The organism is Mycobacterium sp. 1164966.3 (assembly GCF_001665395.1).
In the GTDB taxonomy this organism is placed as follows: Bacteria; Actinomycetota; Actinomycetes; order Mycobacteriales; family Mycobacteriaceae; genus Mycobacterium.
This window is the reverse complement of record NZ_LZSG01000060.1, coordinates 50,859-66,661: the sequence shown is the minus strand read 5'-3', so window position 1 is coordinate 66,661 and position 15,803 is coordinate 50,859. Positions and strand designations below refer to the sequence as shown.

Here is a 15,803-nt window from a genome sequence, read left to right as displayed (position 1 = left end):
GTCCCGCCGTGCGCGAGCTGATCCTCGACGACGTCGACGAGCACCCGCCAGGCGGAGTGGTACAACCGCGCTGATCTTACGTAGCGCGTGAGTGTCGAGATTCGCGCTAGCGTGAAGAACTGCGACCGGCCTCTGGGCGTTTGCCGGCGCCGCTCAGATTGGCTAGTCCCCGCTGACTCCGGTGTACTTGTCGATCAGTTCCCTCTTGTAAAGCTTGCCTGCGTCGGTCCGGGGCAGCTGACTCTCGAAATGCATCGCCCGCGGACACTTGTAATGCGCTATGCGATTGCGAAGCCACGCGATCAACTCATCGCCGAGTCCGCTTGATGCCAGAGTCGGATCAGCCAACTGCACAACGGCGGTCACCGACTCCCCCATGACCGGATCCGGCACGCCGAATACGGCGGCGTCGACGACCAGCGGGTGGCTGATGAGCTGGTTCTCAATCTCCTGCGGGTAGATGTTCACCCCACCGGAGATGATCATGTAGTTGCGGCGATCAGTGAGGTAGAGGTAGCCCTCGTCGTCGAGGTAGCCGACGTCCCCGACGGTGACCCAGCCTTCGGGACTTCGCGCCGCGGCGGTATTCGCCTTGTCGTTGAGGTACTCGAACGGATAGCCGCCCTCGAAGTAGATTTCACCAATTTGCCTCGGTCCGAGCTCGTTTCCGGCGTCATCGAGGATGTGCGCCGTACCACGCATGGGCTTGCCCACCGATCCTGGGTGGGCAAGCCACTCATCGGCACGGATGAACGAGGTACCGGCACCTTCAGAGGAGCCGTAGTACTCGTCGACTATCGGACCCCACCAGTCAATCATTTGGCGTTTGATCTCAGGTGGACACGGAGCGGCAGCGTGGACGACACGTTGCAAAGTCGATAGGTCGTAGCGCATCCGGGTTTTTTCGGGCAGTCGCAGCATCCGCACAAACATCGTCGGCACGAACTGTGCGTGCGTGACACCGTAGCGCTCTATGCATGCGAGAGCATTTTCGGCATCAAAGCTTTCCATGAGAACCGTTGTCGCGCCGGCGGCTTGCGCTGCCATGGTCCACATCGCCGGCGCGGTGTGGTACGTCGGAGCAGGGCTCAAGTAGACCGAGTCAGCCCGCACTCCAAGCGCCTCGAAGACGGGCGTCGACAAATTCGAAAAACCCGTACCCAGCGGGTTCAAAGGTCGGCGGATTCCCTTCGGGCGACCAGTGCTGCCCGCCGAGTACTGCAGAAGCTGCCCATCGCACTCATCGGCAATCGGCGTCCAAGGCTCTGAGGCCGCGCATTGAGGATAGCGCTGCCAGCCGATGAGGTCGTCATCGGCGACCAGCGCAATGTCCGGCAATGCGGTCGGAAGTTGTTGGGACAGTTGTTGACACACATTTCGCATCGCTCGTGAGGAGATAATGGCTTTCGCCCCGCTGTCTTTTACGATGTAGGCGATCTCGGAGTGGCTCAGATGGGTGTTGACCAGCGTGTAGTACAGGCCGCTCCGCTTGGCCGCCCACATCACCGCGTGGATGTGTTGGTTATTTTCCATGAGCACTGCGACCGTGTCCCCGGCTACCAGGCCCGATCTTCGCAGGGAGTGAGCGAGTCTGTTCGCGTTGGCTTCGAGGCATGCGAAGCTCACTATGGCGCCGGAGGGATGAAGGATCACTGCCGGTTTGGCGGAATCTGCGTGATCACGCAGCTGCATCCCGGACCCCTCGGACCGTCATGGTGTTGCCCTGTTCCAGGGCTTATCCCAACGATCGATCGCCGCCACTTCATCAAGAGGTTTGCGCCGCACAGGATGGTGGCCACCCTTGGGCCAGCCCACCGTAAGCAAAGTTGCGATCTTCCAATCGTCAGGAATTCCGACCATCGACCGCAGTTGGTCCTGGCAGGAATCGTGCCAAAGGGTGATAGCCGCGCCAAGGCCTTGCGCGCGCGCTGCCAGCAGAAAGTTCTGCACTGCAGGAAAGATCGAACCCGCCTGCTGAAGTTCAGTGGTTCCACGCTGCGGCTGAACGCAGAACAGCACAAGCACAGGTGCCGCGCCACCGACACTCATGTGCTCGGCCATCGCTCGCAGAACGCGCGATTTTGGGTCGTCGGCCTCGTCCCCGGGCATCGAAATCGAATAAAACTCGGTCATCACGTCCCAAGTCTTCTGGGCCGCAACCGTTATCACGTCGCGCAAGCTTTGCGCGTTCAGTACGACGAACTTCCACGGCTGCTGATTGCCTCCGGACGGAGCCCAACTCGCCGCGCGCAGGCAGGTTTCGATCACCTCGTCCGAGACGGGCTCGTCACGGTAGCGCCGCACAGCCGATGCCGTACGCATGACCTCCCACAGGTCCGTCGATGTTTGCGAGACAGCTTGTTCGGTCACGACTTCACCGCCGCGGGAAGCACTCCGTGCCACGTCCCGCCGCGGACCGGGCCCGTGATTAGTGGTAGATCGAGCGTCGACAGGACACCCGGTGGCGCTGCGATGACTGCCGGGATCGCATTGAGTTCCCGCATCACCGTCGCATATGTCAAGCCCCGCATATTGTTTCCCCGTCCGTGCATTTCAATGTCAACCGTGTACGTGGGTAGACCGTCGACAATGACGCGATACCCACCGCGCGGCGACGGGTGCCGCGGCCACTCTGGAGCCGACCCTTCACCCATGCGAGTGATGTGCTCTAGCACCACCCGCTCCTCACCGTCGACAATTCCAGCGAGCTTGAATCGCATTCCGCCCATCGTGCCCGGCTCGATCCAGCCCGACGCAACCTCGTATCGCTCTGTGGCCAACCATTTCTCGATGGTTGTGTCGACGCGATCGAGCGGCAAGCCAACGCCGTCCGCAACTAAATGTACGATCGGCGCCCACAACGCGGCCAGGCGCGCGGTGTCGAACAACGGCGCCGGGTGGTCCGGCGGGTGGCCGAATCCCATGAAGTCGAACATGATGTCGGGTTGGTTGATGGGACCGTAATCGAGTATCTCGAGCATGGTGATGGTGTCGACACGGCTGCTGAATCCCGTCATCGTCAACGCGATGACATCGTTGGCCCAGCCGGGGTCGACCCCACTGTTGAAGAAACTTGTGCCGCCCTCTTCGCATGCAGCCGAAATGAGATCGACGGTCTGCTTGTCGGCGGCGGGTGGATAACACATCGGCACCAGCGAGGTACACACGACGTTCTTCCCTGCGCGTAGGCAGCGCGCGATGTCCTGGGCTGCCTCGTGGTACCGATAGTCGCCCGACGCGAAGTAAGCGACGACGTCGGCATCGAGAGCCAATGCGGTATCGACGTCACGGGTGGCGATGACGCCGGTCACGGGCATCCCGCACAGATCGCCGGCATCCTTACCCTCTTTGGCCTCGGCGTGCACTACCACGCCGACGAGGTCCAACCCCGGATGGGCGATCAGCGCGCGCAAAGCGCCGACCCCGACTTGACCGGGACCCCAAAGAATCACCCGCGGCTTACGTTGGCAGTCCGTCATCTGCTCTCTTCCCGGTTGACCCCGTCCAACCTGTGAGAACATACCTTCTCGGATACTGATAACACCATTGCCGCAGAAGAACCATGGAGGAGACAATGACTGATTACGAGTTCTTGAAGTGGGAGACGTTCGACGGCGGCCAGATCGTCCGAATCTCGTTGAACCGTCCGGAGCAACGCAACGCGCAAAACCGCGGAATGTTGGTCGAACTCGACGACGCTTTCGCCCATGCCGAGGCCGACGACAATGTCCGCGTCGTCATCCTCGCCGGTGAGGGGCCAATGTTCTCCTCCGGCCATGACATCGGCTCGAAGCAGGCCCGCGCCGAGTTCACTCCTGGACCGGGTCAGCACCCGACGGCGGCTATCAACGGCGGGACTCGAGAGGGCGCGGAGAAGATCATGCTGCAGGAGTGGCACTACTTCTTCCAGAACAACCTGCGCTGGCGAAACCTGCGCAAGATCACGATCGCGCAGGTCCACGGAGACGTGTTCTCTGCGGGCCTGATGCTGATCTGGGCATGCGACTTGATCGTGGGAAGCCAAGAGGTGCGCTTCGCCGATGTCGTCGGTACCCGGCTCGGTATGTGCGGCATGGAGTACTTCGGGCACCCGTGGGAGTTCGGCCCCCGCCGCACCAAGGAACTGATGCTGACCGGCGATGCGATCGACATCGAGGAGGCCCACCGACTTGGCATGGTCAGCAAAATCTTCAAACGAGAGGAGCTATCCGACCGCACACTCGAAATGGCTCGTCGCATCGCCAAGGTGCCGACGATGGCGGCTCTGCTTATCAAGGAGTCGGTCAATCAGTCCGTGGACAACATGGGCTTCTACAACGCCCTGCAGTCCTGCTTCACTCTGCACCAGCTGAACCACTCACACTGGGTCGGCGTACGGGATGACAAGCGTGCCACTGCCGGCGAGGAGCAGGGCGTGCCGAATTGGCGAACCGCTCCCCCGATAGTTCTGTCGGTCAAAGACCGAGTGCGAGCCGAGGCGTGACAGTTCAGTTCGCCACGGCCCCGTAGCGGGCGTCCGCGACGCGATCGAGGGCGACGGCCGATTCGCCGTACACCATCGCCCAACCCCGGACCCGGCGGTAGTACAGCTGGATGTCGCCTTCCATGCTGAACCCGTAGCCACCATGGATATGCAGGCTGCGCTGGGTCGCGTCGCGCGCAGTCTCGTATGCGAAGGCGAATGCCATGGCTGCCAGCTCGGTCACGCGCTCCGGCTCGTCGACGAATGCGCACGCGGCCTCGAGCGCCAGCAGCAGCGCGCCGTCGGCCGCAGTGGCGCTGTCCGCCAACGGATGAGACACCGCTTGAAAAGATCCAATCGGGGTCCCGAATGCCCGTCGCTGCTTGGCGTACTCGACACCCAGTTCGACGGCCTTCTTCGCCGCACCCGCGAGCGCTGACGCGGTCAGGGCCAGCCACAGATCCAGTGCATCGGAGAAGATCCGCTGTGCCGCGTCTCCCTCAGCAAGCACCAAGACCGCGTCCTCGACCGTGATATCGGCCAGTGGAAGCGAGCCGAGATTCTGCACGACTCGACGGTTCTCGCCGAGTGGCACCGCGATCAGGCGCTCGCCCGAAAGTGCCACCACCGTATCCGCGACGGCGCCGGCGGGTACCAGGCCGAGTGCACCGTCTCGTGCGACGCGCGGGGCAAAGCTGACGAGGTTGTCACCGGCCATGGTTTCCGCCAGCAGAGCGGCGCCGGTATCCCCAGACCTGGCGAGCAGCCTGGCTGCGACTTGGGCCTCGATAACCGGGGCGGATGCGAGCGCCCGACCGTACTGCTCGGCGATCAAGGCCAATTCGAGCTCGGATGCACCCCAGCCATCGGCGGCGTCACCGACGGCCATCTGCACGGCACCGGTGTCTAGCAATGCCTTCCACAGCCGGGAATCGAACCCTAAGGGCTCCGCAGCCCGGACACGCTGCGACGTCGACTCGCGCGCATACATCGCGGCGAACGAGTCGACGAGCTGGCGCTGTTCGCTGGAGAGGCTCAGGTCCACGCTTAGGTCCCATCACATGCGGATATGGTTACTCTCACAAATGAGAGTAACATTATCGCGCGGCCGGCCATGGGGCCTGTTGTGATACAGATTGGTTCTGATTCATGCACTTTCAGCTCGACGCCGACACCCAGGCATACGGCGACGGAGTACGCAGCTACCTCGCAAAAGTCATGACGCCCGAGTCCGAAGAGCGGATCTACCGCAGCGGCGTTTCGCACGACGACGATTTCGCCAAGGGGCTGGTGGACGAAGGTTATTTCGCCCCAAGCTGGCCGACCGAATTCGGCGGCCAGAACGGCGATGCATGGGACGAGCAGGTTCTCCGAGAGGAACTCATGCAAGCGGAAGCACCCATGTACCTCTCGGAGACCACCCGAATGGTGGCGTCGATCATCCGAGCCGTCGGTACACCGGAGATGAAGGGCCGCATTCTCGGCGGTGCGATGAAGGGCGATATCACCATTGCACTGGGCTTCACCGAACCCGAATGCGGCTCGGATGTCGCAGCGGCGACCACAAAGGCCGTGCGCGATGGCGACCAATGGGTCATCAACGGCTCCAAGATGTTCACCACAAACGGTCACATCGCCGACTACGTGTTTCTGCTGGCACGCACAAGTCCCGACAAACCCAAACACAAGGGACTCACCATGTTTCTCGTACCGCGCGACTCCGAGGGATTCGAAGCCCAAGCGGTATGGACCCTTTCCGGCGAACGCACCAACGTCACGTTCTACAGCGACGTCCGTGTTTCAGACGAGTGGCGCGTCGGCGATGTCGACGCGGGCTGGCAGGTGATGGGGCTGTCGCTGCAGGACGAGCACGCATCCGGGTGGGGGCCGCATATTTCTCGGCTGCTGCAGCACGTCGAACGGTGGGCGGCGAACACTCAATCCGGCGACGGGTCGCCACAGCTCTGCCAGACCGACGTACGGCGGCGAATCGCCAGGGTGGCAATGGAAGACGAGGTTTCGAGACTTCTCCTTCGTCGCTGCGTCTGGATGACCGTGACCGGGCAGAACCCGGTAGCGGAGGGACCGATGTCCAAGGTGTTCAGCACCGAAGCACTTGTGCGCGCCAGCCAGGACGTGATGGAACTGGTAGGGCCGGACGCGGCGCGAAGCTACTTCGAGCCGACGGCCCCGGAGCAAGGCCGTTTCGAATACCTCATGCGATTCGCATTGGGCACCACAATCTATGCGGGCACAAGCGAAGTTCAGCGCTCCATCATCGCCCAGCGCGGACTGGGCCTACCCCGTTAGCTTTCGAGGCTTACGAGCCGTGCTTCGCTTTGCCACAGTCTTAGCGGCCGTGCTTCGCTTCCCGGCAGTCTTGGCGGCCACGGCCTTGGGCTTAGCGGAATCAGCCGGCGGCGTGAGGGCTTGCTTGCACCAGGCCCATAACTGATCCTCGGCCAGCTCTGCGCCCTTGACCCCCAGGTGGAAGACTCCGATCTGGGCGAGTGCAATGAGTGTCGAGTTCAGCAGCGTCGTCAACTGCGCTGGTGTCAAGTCTTTTCGGATCAACCCGGCACGCGAGCATGCGGTGAGGATCTTCGTGAGCAGCTTCTGGTGCGGCTCCCAGATCTTCGCGAAGTCGGCAGGCCGCTCAATCTCCAAGCTCAAGTTGTAGATCGTCATCACCCGGCCGCCGATCGCCTCGGATGACTCGGCCCGGGAGAGAAATCCACGGCAGAACGCCTCGAGTTGTTCCATCGGACCGTCTGCCATGGCAACCTCATGGCGGATGGCTTCGATGAACTGACTCGTGGCGTTCTCGTAGAGCGCAAGCAGGAGCTCTTCCTTGCCCGCAAAGTGTTGATAGAACGCGCGCAGGCTCAAGTTCGACCGATCGATCAGAGTTTGGATGGTGAAATCGGCGCGCCCAGACTCCTCGACCAACTCCAGCGCAGTGGCAAGAAATCTCGAGCTGCGTGCCAGCGCACGGGCTCGGGCGGCGGAAAGACGCCGCTCTATCGTTCTTTCCTGCCAACTCGTCGGCATCTCGCCGAGGTCGGCGTCGACGATCTCAAGGCTGGCTTCGGTGTCCTGTGCGGGGCGCTTCTTTGCAGTCATGATTGCTTGAGAATACGCGTTCCCAGGTGGATTCGCCGAATCAACCTACACCGGTATGTTGATTGGCTTCGAATCGTGCCGGTGCGGGCATGGCGGTCGTGCGGCCATGCGTTACTCTGGAAACGGTTATTCTCGTCTGCGGGAATCAGGGTTTCGTAGGTGAAACCTGTACGCCGAAGGAGCGCAGTGTTGAGCACAGACATCCGAATTGTCTCGCCGGACGACCATTTGGTAGAGCCTGCCGATCTGTGGACCAGCCGGCTGCCTGAGCGCTATCGCGACATCGGACCGCGGATCGTTCGGACCCGCGGGCGGATGGATCCTTCTGTGACTTCCGATGTCGCGTTCGTCGAAGACGACGCGGGTCGCGACGCAGACATCTGGCACTACGAGGATGCCGTCATCCCGATCCCGCTCATCAGCGCGGCGGCCGGCTACGAACTCGACGAGCTCACCACCGACCCGATCACCTACGACGAGATGCGCCCGGGTTGCTTTCGCCCGGCCGACCGGCTCGCCGACATGGACATTGCAGGCATCGAGGCGTCGGCATGCTTCCCCAACACGCTCGTCCGCTTCTGCGGCCAGCGCTTCCTGTACGGCAAGGACAAGGAGCTCGCCAAGCTCTGCGTTGAGGCCTACAACGACTTCCAGATCGATGAGTGGGGCGGCAGCTCGAACGGTCGGCTGATTCCCCTTGGCATCATCCCGCTTTGGGACGTCGAGCTCGCCGCAAAGGAGGTGGACAGGGTGGCCGCGCGTGGCATGCACGCAGTGTGCTTCTCCGAACTGCCTTCTCGTCTCGACCTGCCGTCGATTCACAGCGGTTATTGGGACCCATTCTTCGCCGCGTGCGAGCGAAATCAAGTGGGCATCATGCTGCACATCGGATCGAGTTCGTCGCTCACCAAGTCCTCTCCCGACTCGCCGCATGTCGTGACCAGTGCGCTGATGGCGGTCAATTGCACCATCGCGCTGGTCGACTGGCTGTTCTCCGGCAAGCTCAAGCAATTCCCAAACCTCAAGCTGGCGTTCGCCGAAGCGCAAGCGGGCTGGATCCCCTACTACCTGCAACGAGTCGACGAAGTCTGGGAGGATCGTCGGGCGTGGGGCGGAATCCACCCGCTGCTGACCGAACCACCCAGTACTCAAGTGCCCGGTCGCGTATGGTTCTCCACGTTCGGCGACCCTGTCGCCTTCCGCATCCTCGACCTAGTCGGTGAGGACCAGCTCATGTTCGAGACCGACTACCCGCACAACGACACCAACTGGCCGCACAGCATGGAGGTCGCCAACAAGGCGACGGAGGGTTTGGACGAGGAGACCAAGCGAAAGGTGCTGTCCACCAACGCCAAAGCGTTCTTCGGCATGGCATAACGCTCCGGAGTTGCTGCGCTAGCGTGCCTTCCAGTTCGGCTGACGCTTCTCGAGGAAGGCGCGTGGGCCTTCGATGGCATCCTTCGTCAGGGCGACCTTCATGCGGTAATTCTCGGCGAGCAGCTCGGCTTCGTAGATGGGCAATGTCAAACCCTTACGCACGGCCATCCGTGAACCCCGCACCGCCAGCGGCGCATTGGAATTCACGATCTCGGCTATCTCCCACGCCCGATCCATGAGTTTATCGTGAGCGACCACTTCGGTGAAAACGCCCAAGTCGTATGCGCGCTGCGCGTCGAGTTGTTCGTGTTTGCCCATCAAAATCAACCGCATCGCGACCGGCAGCGGCAGGATCCGGGCCAGCCTGACCCCTTCGCGCCCGGAGCTCACACCGATGCTGACGTGCGGATCCATCAACGTCGCGCGCTCGGAGGCAACGGTGATGTCGGCAGTGGTGACCAAGTCCATGCCGGCGCCGCAGGCGATGCCGTTTACCGCACAGATGATCGGCTTGGTCATCTGAAGCCAGGGCGGCGTCGCCTCCTGCGGCGCATCCCATTGCCGCATCGAGCTCAGGATGGGCTCGCCCTGGTTGTCAATTCCCGCTGCGTTCTCCATGTCATGGTCGGCAGCCTTGTTGACGTCAGCTCCGACGCACAGCGCGCGCCCGGCGCCAGTGATGATGACCGTCCAGATATCTTGGGAGCGTTCGATTTCGGCGTACACCTCGGCGAGCTCTGCGATCATCTCGTCGTTGATGGCATTGAGTACCTCGGGCCGGTTCAACGTTACGCACGCCGTGTGACCCCGCACCTCGAATTCGAGAGTGTCGTAATCCGTCACCTGCTGTGGCTCTCTTTCTCCAAAGCCGTTGCGGCGCTGGGACGAAAACCGAAGATATCGTTGAATCTCTCACAGTAGCGCGGCCAGACATCGGGATTCAGCAGCCGGGGCGGCATGCGGCCCTCGAAGATCATTTGCCATTGGGTCGCGGTGGCCACGGCGATGTCGCGGGCGGCTTCCACGGTGATGCCTGCGACATGCGGTGTCGCAATGACATTGTCGAGGCCCAGCAACGGATTGTCTGGCCGCGGCGGCTCGTCGTGGAACACGTCGAGGGCCGCCCCTGCGATGCCTCCGGTGACCAAGGCGTCGTACAGCGCGTCTTCGTCGTGCACGGGACCGCGCGCGGTAGTGATGAAGAACGCGGAGGGCTTCATCGCGGCGAACTGTTCGGGCCCGAACAAGCCACGTGTCTCAGCCGTGAGCGGACAGGTGACCTGAACAAAATCGGAGCGCCCGACCAGCTCGGCGAGTTCCACCAACGTCACGCCGCGCGCGGCGGCGGCCGCTTGGTCGACATACGGATCGTAGGCCAGAATGTCCATCCCGAAGGGCGCGCACAGCTCGACCAGGCGGCCACCGATGGCACCGAGACCGACCACCCCGAGTGTTTTTCCGAGCAACTGACTGCCCCGCAGGGCCAAGCGGTCGCCGAGCGGTCCGCTACGTAGTGCGCGGTCGGAGACGGTGATCTTCTTGGCAAGATCGAGCATGAAGCCCAGCGCATGTTCGGCGACGGCCTCCGCACCGGGACCGGAGTTGTTGCACACCGCGATTCCGGCCCTGGTGCACGCCTCGACGTCGATCACGTCGTAACCGGCGCCCGCCGAACAGACAGCGATCAGCTCAGCGCAGCGTTGGACCAGGGCAGGACCCACCAACCACTGTTCGCCCTCGGGGTGGGACGCCACATCAGTGCGCGTGGCGACTTGGTATCCGTGAGCGGATTCCATTACCGCCCAACCGTCCTCAGTCGGCGCATTCAGGTCGAGTTTGACGACGTCGATGTCGGCCGACTCGAGAACTTCCCCGGCGATGGGGTCGGTCCATCGCTCGTAGACAAGCCTCGGCGTTGGGCTTTGGCTCATTGCTTCAGCTTGGGTTTCGCCTGTGCGGCCTTGAACATGTCGGCGAGTTCGGCGTTGACATTCTTGTAATCGTTGCGCGCAATCGAGCCGTCCCGGCCGGGGACTACGTCATACCCCAGCCGCAGGTCCTTGTTCTCCATGTGGAAGTACTCGCGCCCGATCGGCAGTCGTCGGTCTTTCCGCGGCACCTCCATCCATGCGCGCAAGAAGCAGCGGGCCTTCTTCGGATCGTTGCTGCTGACGAAATCGGAACGCGAATGGCACATAGCGAAGTTGTTCGCCACCGCTGCCTCGCCCGATTCGAGCCGGAACTCAACTTGCTGCTCGACCAGAATGGTGCGCAGCAATTCGATCGCCTCGGTTTGTTCGGGTGTGAACTCCCGGCCGAGTGCGTGCATTGCCGGCAGGATGCTGCTGTAGGTGAAGTTAATGCAGATCCTGCCGTCGATCTGGGAGAACACTGGGACGTCGTACGGTGTCACGTCTGGCTGGTCGTCGGGCTGCTCGCTGCGCCGGTGGTGCGGAAATCCTTGATACAGCACTGGAAGCAGGTCCGGCCGCTCGTTGAGAATCCGGTTGTGCGCCGCCGGTCCGCTCGCGAACTGGCTTTCGCCGCCTGTGGCCGCCGGGTAGACGCACAAAAGCGACAGGATGTCAGCCGCGTCGTTGTGCATGGCCAGCTCGGCACGAGACTTAGTGCCACGCGCGGGCTGCACGCCGTTGGGCAGCACCTCCTCCTGAACGCGCACCATCCGGTGTCCGAACGAGTTGTTCGACACGAGGTAGCCGAGGTGCGTGCAGAATGCCCAGTAGATTCGCTCGAGATCGTCGATCGAGTGCTGTTCGACCGGAAACCCACGCACGCACGCCAGGCCCTTACCGAACATCAGGTCGCGATACAGCCGCGCCAGGTCATCATCAAGATCGGAGTGGCGGGCATCCTCGGGGGTGATGTCGTCGCGACCCTTTTTTGAAGTCTTAGCCAAGATCGATTCCAGGGCAGCCACGTTGCGCGCCGATAGGTCGAAGGCGAAATCGTCCTTGCCCGTAAAGTCCGCGCCGGTCCAGGACATCGAGTCGGTGACTTGCTGTTGGTAGATCGCGGTGGGCATCCGTCCTCCTGTTGTGGTGGCGAGGCTTTCGGCTATCGGGTTATCCGTCGGTGCTACGTGTGCGGCGGCCGTCGAGCTCTCGCAACGCGCGTGCGCGGGCGGTCGCCGCCTCGGTCATCATCCCGATGTCCGTACCGGCCGAAATGAAACGCAGATCCAGATCTGTGAAGCGTTTCAGCAGGTCAACGGACTTAATGCCGGCTATTCCCAGCGCCACGCCGTGTGCACGACAAGCCGCCGCGACCGATTCTACTGCATGGTGGAAATGGGCATTCTCATAGTCGCCGTGGATGCCCATTTCGGCTGTCAGATCGCTCGGACCAACGAGCAGCATGTCGACACCATCGACACCCGCGATAGCGTCGACGTCGTCGACCGCTTGCGGCGTTTCGATCATCACCGCAACCACCGTGCGGCGCTCGAGGACGTCGGTGAGTTCGGCCGCCGATCTGGGGTCGTACCCGCTCACCGCATTCGGTCCGGAGATCGAGCGATGGCCGATCGGAGGAAACCGTGCCGCTTCGACCACAGCTGCCGCCTCATCTCGCGAATTCACGTGCGGCACAATGACTCCAATTGCGCCGTTGTCGATCACGCGAGCGATGAGACTCGGGTCGTGGGACGGCACGCGAACCAGCGCCGAGATGCCTGCTCCCAAGGCGCTTGCGCAGAGCATCGCGGCCGTCTCCAGCGACGTGGAGGTGTGTTCGAGGTCGACGTAGACCGCGTCGTATCCGCATGCTGCTACGATCGCGGGGACATCGGGAGTGCGCGCGCTCATCAATGCCAGACACAGCACCAGGTCGTCACCCCGCAATGCCTCCCGTAGTGGTTTCCGCACACGCTCACGGTAGTCCACTGAGAACGTTCATTCCATCAAGTCGTGAATGGCATTATCAATGTGGTAACCATGACATATGCCAGCCAACCGGGTCGCTATCGTGGGCGCCGCCCTGTCGGATTGTGGACGGGTACCCGACAAGACCGCGATGACCCTGATGGCCCAAGCCGCGCGCCGCGCCATCGCCGACGCCGGTCTGACGAAGGACGACATCGACGGTTTCGGCGGCCATGGGACCCTGCTGCCGCCGGTTGAAGTGAGCGAGTACCTGGGTCTGCGACCATCCTGGGTCGACGCGACCAACGTCGGCGGGTCGTCTTGGGAGGTGATGGCGGGACACGCCGCCGACGCTATTGCCGCCGGCGCCATCGACGTGGCGTTGCTGACGTACGGGTCGACGGCGCGCTCGGACGTCAAGCGTCGCGTACGTGCATCAGCGGCGGCGATGAGCACCGGCGGCGCCATGCAGTACGAGGCGCCGTACGGCGCGACTCTGATCGCAAAGTATGCGATGGTCGCCAGGCGCCACATGATCGAGTACGGCACCACCCCAGAGCAACTGGCCGAAATCGCGGTTGCGGCCCACGAGTGGGCGGCGATGAACGACAACGCATTTGAGCGCGACCGGATAACCGCCGCCGATGTTGCCGCAGCACCGATGCTGGCCGATCCCTTTACCTCCAAGCACGTGTGCCTGCGCACCGACGGTGGCGGCGCCGTGGTGCTGGCAAGCGAGCGGGTGGCGAAGGATTGCGCCAAGGAGCCCATCTGGATTCTCGGTGCCGCCGACTCGACATCGCACGTCAGCATGAGCGAGTGGGCCGACTTCACCACCTCGGCGGCCGCGCTGTCAGGCCCTCGCGCGTTCGCGCAAGCCGGCGTCGGACCGGCCGACATCGATGTGTGTCAGCTCTATGACTCATTTACCTCCACGGTGCTGCTCACGGTGGAGGATCTGGGTTTCTGCGCTAAAGGCGAGGGCGGGCCGTTCATCGCATCAGGTGCGCTACGTCCGGGTGGGGCGCTACCGACCAACACCGACGGCGGCGGTCTAGCCTCGTGCCATCCCGGCATGCGGGGAATCTTTCTGATGGTCGAAGCGACGAGGCAGCTGCGTCGCGAATGCGGGCCCAGACAGGTTGACGACGCGCGTCTGGCATGCGTGCATGCCATGGGTGGCTTTTTCACCCACAGCGCCACGATGATTCTCGGGAGGCAGTGATGGATGTGCCGGTGGCCGCGAACCGGCCCACGATCGACTGCGACAGTGAATCGTGGTGGCAGGCCATCCAGGATCGACGGCTGCTGATCAACACGTGTGCCGGGTGCGGCCAGAACTCGCTCTACGTGCGTCCGTTCTGCCCGCACTGCTGGAGCGAAAACGTCGCGCAGGCACCGGCGTCCGGGCGAGCCAGGCTCTATACGTGGACCGTGGTGCACCAGAATGCGGCGCCCTTCGATACCCGTACACCGTATGTGGTCGCCATGGTCGATCTCACTGAGGGCCCCCGGCTGATGACCGTTCTGGAAGACTGCCCGGTCGAAACCCTCTGTGCGGAAATGGAACTCACCGTCGCATTTCGCGAAGACGATGACGGCTTTATTGTCCCGGTCTTCCGGCCCATCGCAAGAGATGTGGGAAAGGAACAAAGATGAACAAAAAAGACATGATCCTGATCAGTGTCGACGACCACATCGTGGAGCCGCCCGACATGTTCAAAAACCATCTGTCCCAGAAGTATCTGGACGAGGCCCCGCGGTTGGTGCACAATCCCGATGGCTCTGACACCTGGCGATTCCGCGACGTGGTGATCCCCAACGTGGCGCTCAACGCCGTGGCGGGCAGGCCGAAAGAGGAATACGGCATCGAACCGCAGGGTCTCGATGAGATTCGGCCCGGCTGCTGGCAAGTCGACGAGCGGATCAAAGATATGAACGCCGGCGGCATCCTCGGCTCGATCTGCTTCCCGTCGTTTCCCGGATTCGCCGGCCGACTGTTCGTCACCGAGGATCCCGAATTCAGTTTGGCGCTCCTTCAGGCGTACAACGACTGGCACGTCGAGGAGTGGTGCGCGGCCTACCCGGCTCGCTTCATTCCTATGACGCTGCCGGTGATTTGGGACGCCGAACTGTGCGCTAAGGAAATCCGGCGTAACGCCGAACGTGGTGTGCACGCACTGACGTTCACGGAAAACCCGGCGGCCATGGGATATCCCAGCTTCCACGACGACTACTGGACACCGATGTGGGAAGCACTGGTCGTCACCGACACCGTGATGAACGTCCACATCGGGTCATCCGGCAAGTTGGCGATCACTGCGCCGGATGCGCCGATGGATGTGATGATCACGTTGCAGCCGATGAACATCGTGCAGGCCGCGGCGGATCTGTTGTGGTCCAAGCCGATCAAGAAGTACAAGGACCTCAAGATCGCGTTGTCGGAGGGCGGGACAGGCTGGATTCCCTATTTCCTCGAGCGTGCCGACCGCACCTACGAGATGCACTCCACCTGGACCGGTCAGGACTTCGGCAAGCAGAAGCCGTCCGAGGTCTTCCGCGATCACTTTTTGACCTGTTTCATCTCCGACCACACCGGGGTGGCGCTGCGCAACGAGATCGGCATCGACAACATCTGCTGGGAAGCCGATTACCCGCACAGTGACAGCATGTGGCCCGGTGCCCCCGAGCAACTGCACGAGGTGCTGCAGCGGAACAACGTGCCCGATGACGAGGTCAACAAAATGACCTACCAGAACGCGATGCGCTGGTATCACTGGGATCCGTTCACCTCTCACATCGCCAAGGAACAGGCCACCGTGGGCGCCCTGCGCAAGGCCGCCGAAGGGCACGACGTCTCGATCCAGGCGCTGTCGAAGCACGACCACGGCAAAGGGTCCGGCTGGCAGGATCAGCTGAGCAAGCTGACCATGAACACGGCTGGCAAAACAGAGGACTGA

General features: G+C 62.5%; 15 protein-coding genes. 6 read left to right on the top strand and 9 right to left on the bottom strand.

Features of this window, described 5'->3' with window-relative positions:
- Positions 1–162: 162 nt before the first annotated feature.
- From fadD4 to A9W99_RS20905, 3 genes are read right to left on the bottom strand one after another with little or no spacing between them, the layout of a single operon-like run.
- Entirely contained in the window at positions 163–1,692 is a 1,530-nt protein-coding gene (gene fadD4, locus A9W99_RS20915; RefSeq protein WP_067382633.1) for a fatty-acid--CoA ligase FadD4, read from the bottom strand.
- A gap of 18 nt (positions 1,693–1,710) precedes the next feature.
- Complete coding sequence (locus A9W99_RS20910) at positions 1,711–2,322, bottom strand: nitroreductase family protein (RefSeq protein ID WP_067382630.1); 612 nt, start codon at positions 2,320–2,322, stop codon at positions 1,711–1,713.
- Between the two features lie 44 nt (positions 2,323–2,366).
- Positions 2,367–3,452, bottom strand: coding sequence for a dihydrodipicolinate reductase (locus tag A9W99_RS20905; RefSeq protein WP_067382659.1), 1,086 nt, complete (start codon positions 3,450–3,452; stop codon positions 2,367–2,369).
- Positions 3,453–3,574: 122 nt separating this feature from the next.
- Between A9W99_RS20905 and A9W99_RS20900 the strand changes: the two genes are divergently transcribed.
- Positions 3,575–4,483 carry an enoyl-CoA hydratase gene (locus A9W99_RS20900; RefSeq protein ID WP_067382662.1) on the top strand — a complete coding sequence of 303 codons (909 nt, stop codon included), beginning with the start codon at positions 3,575–3,577 and terminating at the stop codon, positions 4,481–4,483.
- A 4-nt stretch (positions 4,484–4,487) separates the two neighbouring features.
- Here A9W99_RS20900 and A9W99_RS20895 read toward each other — a convergent pair whose 3' ends face one another.
- A complete protein-coding gene (locus tag A9W99_RS20895; protein WP_067382627.1) occupies positions 4,488–5,507 on the bottom strand; it encodes an acyl-CoA dehydrogenase in 1,020 nt (339 codons plus the stop codon).
- A 104-nt stretch (positions 5,508–5,611) separates the two neighbouring features.
- Here A9W99_RS20895 and A9W99_RS20890 point away from each other — a divergent pair, with 104 nt between their 5' ends.
- Positions 5,612–6,772, top strand: coding sequence for an acyl-CoA dehydrogenase family protein (locus A9W99_RS20890; protein WP_067382625.1), 1,161 nt, complete (start codon positions 5,612–5,614; stop codon positions 6,770–6,772).
- Here the strand turns inward: A9W99_RS20890 and A9W99_RS20885 are convergent.
- Positions 6,761–7,585, bottom strand: a complete 825-nt coding sequence (locus tag A9W99_RS20885) for a TetR/AcrR family transcriptional regulator (protein WP_067382624.1) — start codon at positions 7,583–7,585, stop codon at positions 6,761–6,763. The two genes, A9W99_RS20890 and A9W99_RS20885, sit on opposite strands and share 12 nt — an antisense overlap.
- Before the next feature lie 189 nt (positions 7,586–7,774).
- Between A9W99_RS20885 and A9W99_RS20880 the strand changes: the two genes are divergently transcribed.
- Positions 7,775–8,962, top strand: a complete 1,188-nt coding sequence (locus A9W99_RS20880) for an amidohydrolase family protein (protein ID WP_067382656.1) — start codon at positions 7,775–7,777, stop codon at positions 8,960–8,962.
- 18 nt (positions 8,963–8,980) lie between these two features.
- Here the strand turns inward: A9W99_RS20880 and A9W99_RS20875 are convergent, their stop codons facing one another.
- From A9W99_RS20875 to A9W99_RS20860, 4 genes are read right to left on the bottom strand one after another with little or no spacing between them, the layout of a single operon-like run.
- Positions 8,981–9,805, bottom strand: a complete 825-nt coding sequence (locus tag A9W99_RS20875; protein WP_067382621.1) for an enoyl-CoA hydratase/isomerase family protein — start codon at positions 9,803–9,805, stop codon at positions 8,981–8,983.
- Positions 9,802–10,893 (bottom strand): hydroxyacid dehydrogenase, encoded by a 1,092-nt coding sequence (locus A9W99_RS20870; protein ID WP_067382618.1) that lies wholly within the window; start codon positions 10,891–10,893, stop codon positions 9,802–9,804. The genes A9W99_RS20875 and A9W99_RS20870 overlap by 4 nt, the downstream gene beginning before the upstream one ends.
- Positions 10,890–12,005 (bottom strand): TauD/TfdA family dioxygenase, encoded by a 1,116-nt coding sequence (locus A9W99_RS20865; protein ID WP_067382615.1) that lies wholly within the window; start codon positions 12,003–12,005, stop codon positions 10,890–10,892. Before A9W99_RS20865 ends, A9W99_RS20870 begins: the two co-directional genes overlap by 4 nt.
- Positions 12,006–12,045: 40 nt before the next feature.
- The gene (locus A9W99_RS20860) at positions 12,046–12,846 is read right to left on the bottom strand and encodes an HpcH/HpaI aldolase/citrate lyase family protein (RefSeq protein WP_067382653.1); all 801 of its coding nucleotides are present in this window, start codon (positions 12,844–12,846) and stop codon (positions 12,046–12,048) included.
- Positions 12,847–12,922: 76 nt separating this feature from the next.
- On the opposite strand from A9W99_RS20860, the gene A9W99_RS20855 reads away from it, so the two are divergent.
- The 3 genes from A9W99_RS20855 to A9W99_RS20845 are packed head-to-tail and all read left to right on the top strand — an operon-like array spanning position 12,923 to position 15,803.
- Positions 12,923–14,068, top strand: coding sequence for an acetyl-CoA acetyltransferase (locus A9W99_RS20855; protein ID WP_067382612.1), 1,146 nt, complete (start codon positions 12,923–12,925; stop codon positions 14,066–14,068).
- The gene (locus A9W99_RS20850; protein WP_067382609.1) at positions 14,068–14,502 is read left to right on the top strand and encodes a Zn-ribbon domain-containing OB-fold protein; all 435 of its coding nucleotides are present in this window, start codon (positions 14,068–14,070) and stop codon (positions 14,500–14,502) included. The genes A9W99_RS20855 and A9W99_RS20850 overlap by 1 nt, the downstream gene beginning before the upstream one ends.
- The gene (locus tag A9W99_RS20845) at positions 14,499–15,803 is read left to right on the top strand and encodes an amidohydrolase family protein (protein WP_067382607.1); all 1,305 of its coding nucleotides are present in this window, start codon (positions 14,499–14,501) and stop codon (positions 15,801–15,803) included. The genes A9W99_RS20850 and A9W99_RS20845 overlap by 4 nt, the downstream gene beginning before the upstream one ends.

Excerpts from the sequence above, each read along its gene's own strand:
- fadD4 (WP_067382633.1), bottom strand. The coding sequence starts at position 1,692 with ATGCAGCTGCGTGATCACGCAGATTCCGCCAAACCGGCAGTGATCCTT.
- A9W99_RS20910 (WP_067382630.1), bottom strand. The coding sequence starts at position 2,322 with ATGCGTACGGCATCGGCTGTGCGGCGCTACCGTGACGAGCCCGTCTCG.
- A9W99_RS20900 (WP_067382662.1), top strand. The coding sequence starts at position 3,575 with ATGACTGATTACGAGTTCTTGAAGTGGGAGACGTTCGACGGCGGCCAG.
- A9W99_RS20890 (WP_067382625.1), top strand. The coding sequence starts at position 5,612 with ATGCACTTTCAGCTCGACGCCGACACCCAGGCATACGGCGACGGAGTA.
- A9W99_RS20885 (WP_067382624.1), bottom strand. The coding sequence starts at position 7,585 with ATGACTGCAAAGAAGCGCCCCGCACAGGACACCGAAGCCAGCCTTGAG.
- A9W99_RS20870 (WP_067382618.1), bottom strand. The coding sequence starts at position 10,893 with ATGAGCCAAAGCCCAACGCCGAGGCTTGTCTACGAGCGATGGACCGAC.
- A9W99_RS20865 (WP_067382615.1), bottom strand. The coding sequence starts at position 12,005 with ATGCCCACCGCGATCTACCAACAGCAAGTCACCGACTCGATGTCCTGG.
- A9W99_RS20855 (WP_067382612.1), top strand. The coding sequence starts at position 12,923 with ATGCCAGCCAACCGGGTCGCTATCGTGGGCGCCGCCCTGTCGGATTGT.
- A9W99_RS20850 (WP_067382609.1), top strand. The coding sequence starts at position 14,068 with ATGGATGTGCCGGTGGCCGCGAACCGGCCCACGATCGACTGCGACAGT.
- A9W99_RS20845 (WP_067382607.1), top strand. The coding sequence starts at position 14,499 with ATGAACAAAAAAGACATGATCCTGATCAGTGTCGACGACCACATCGTG.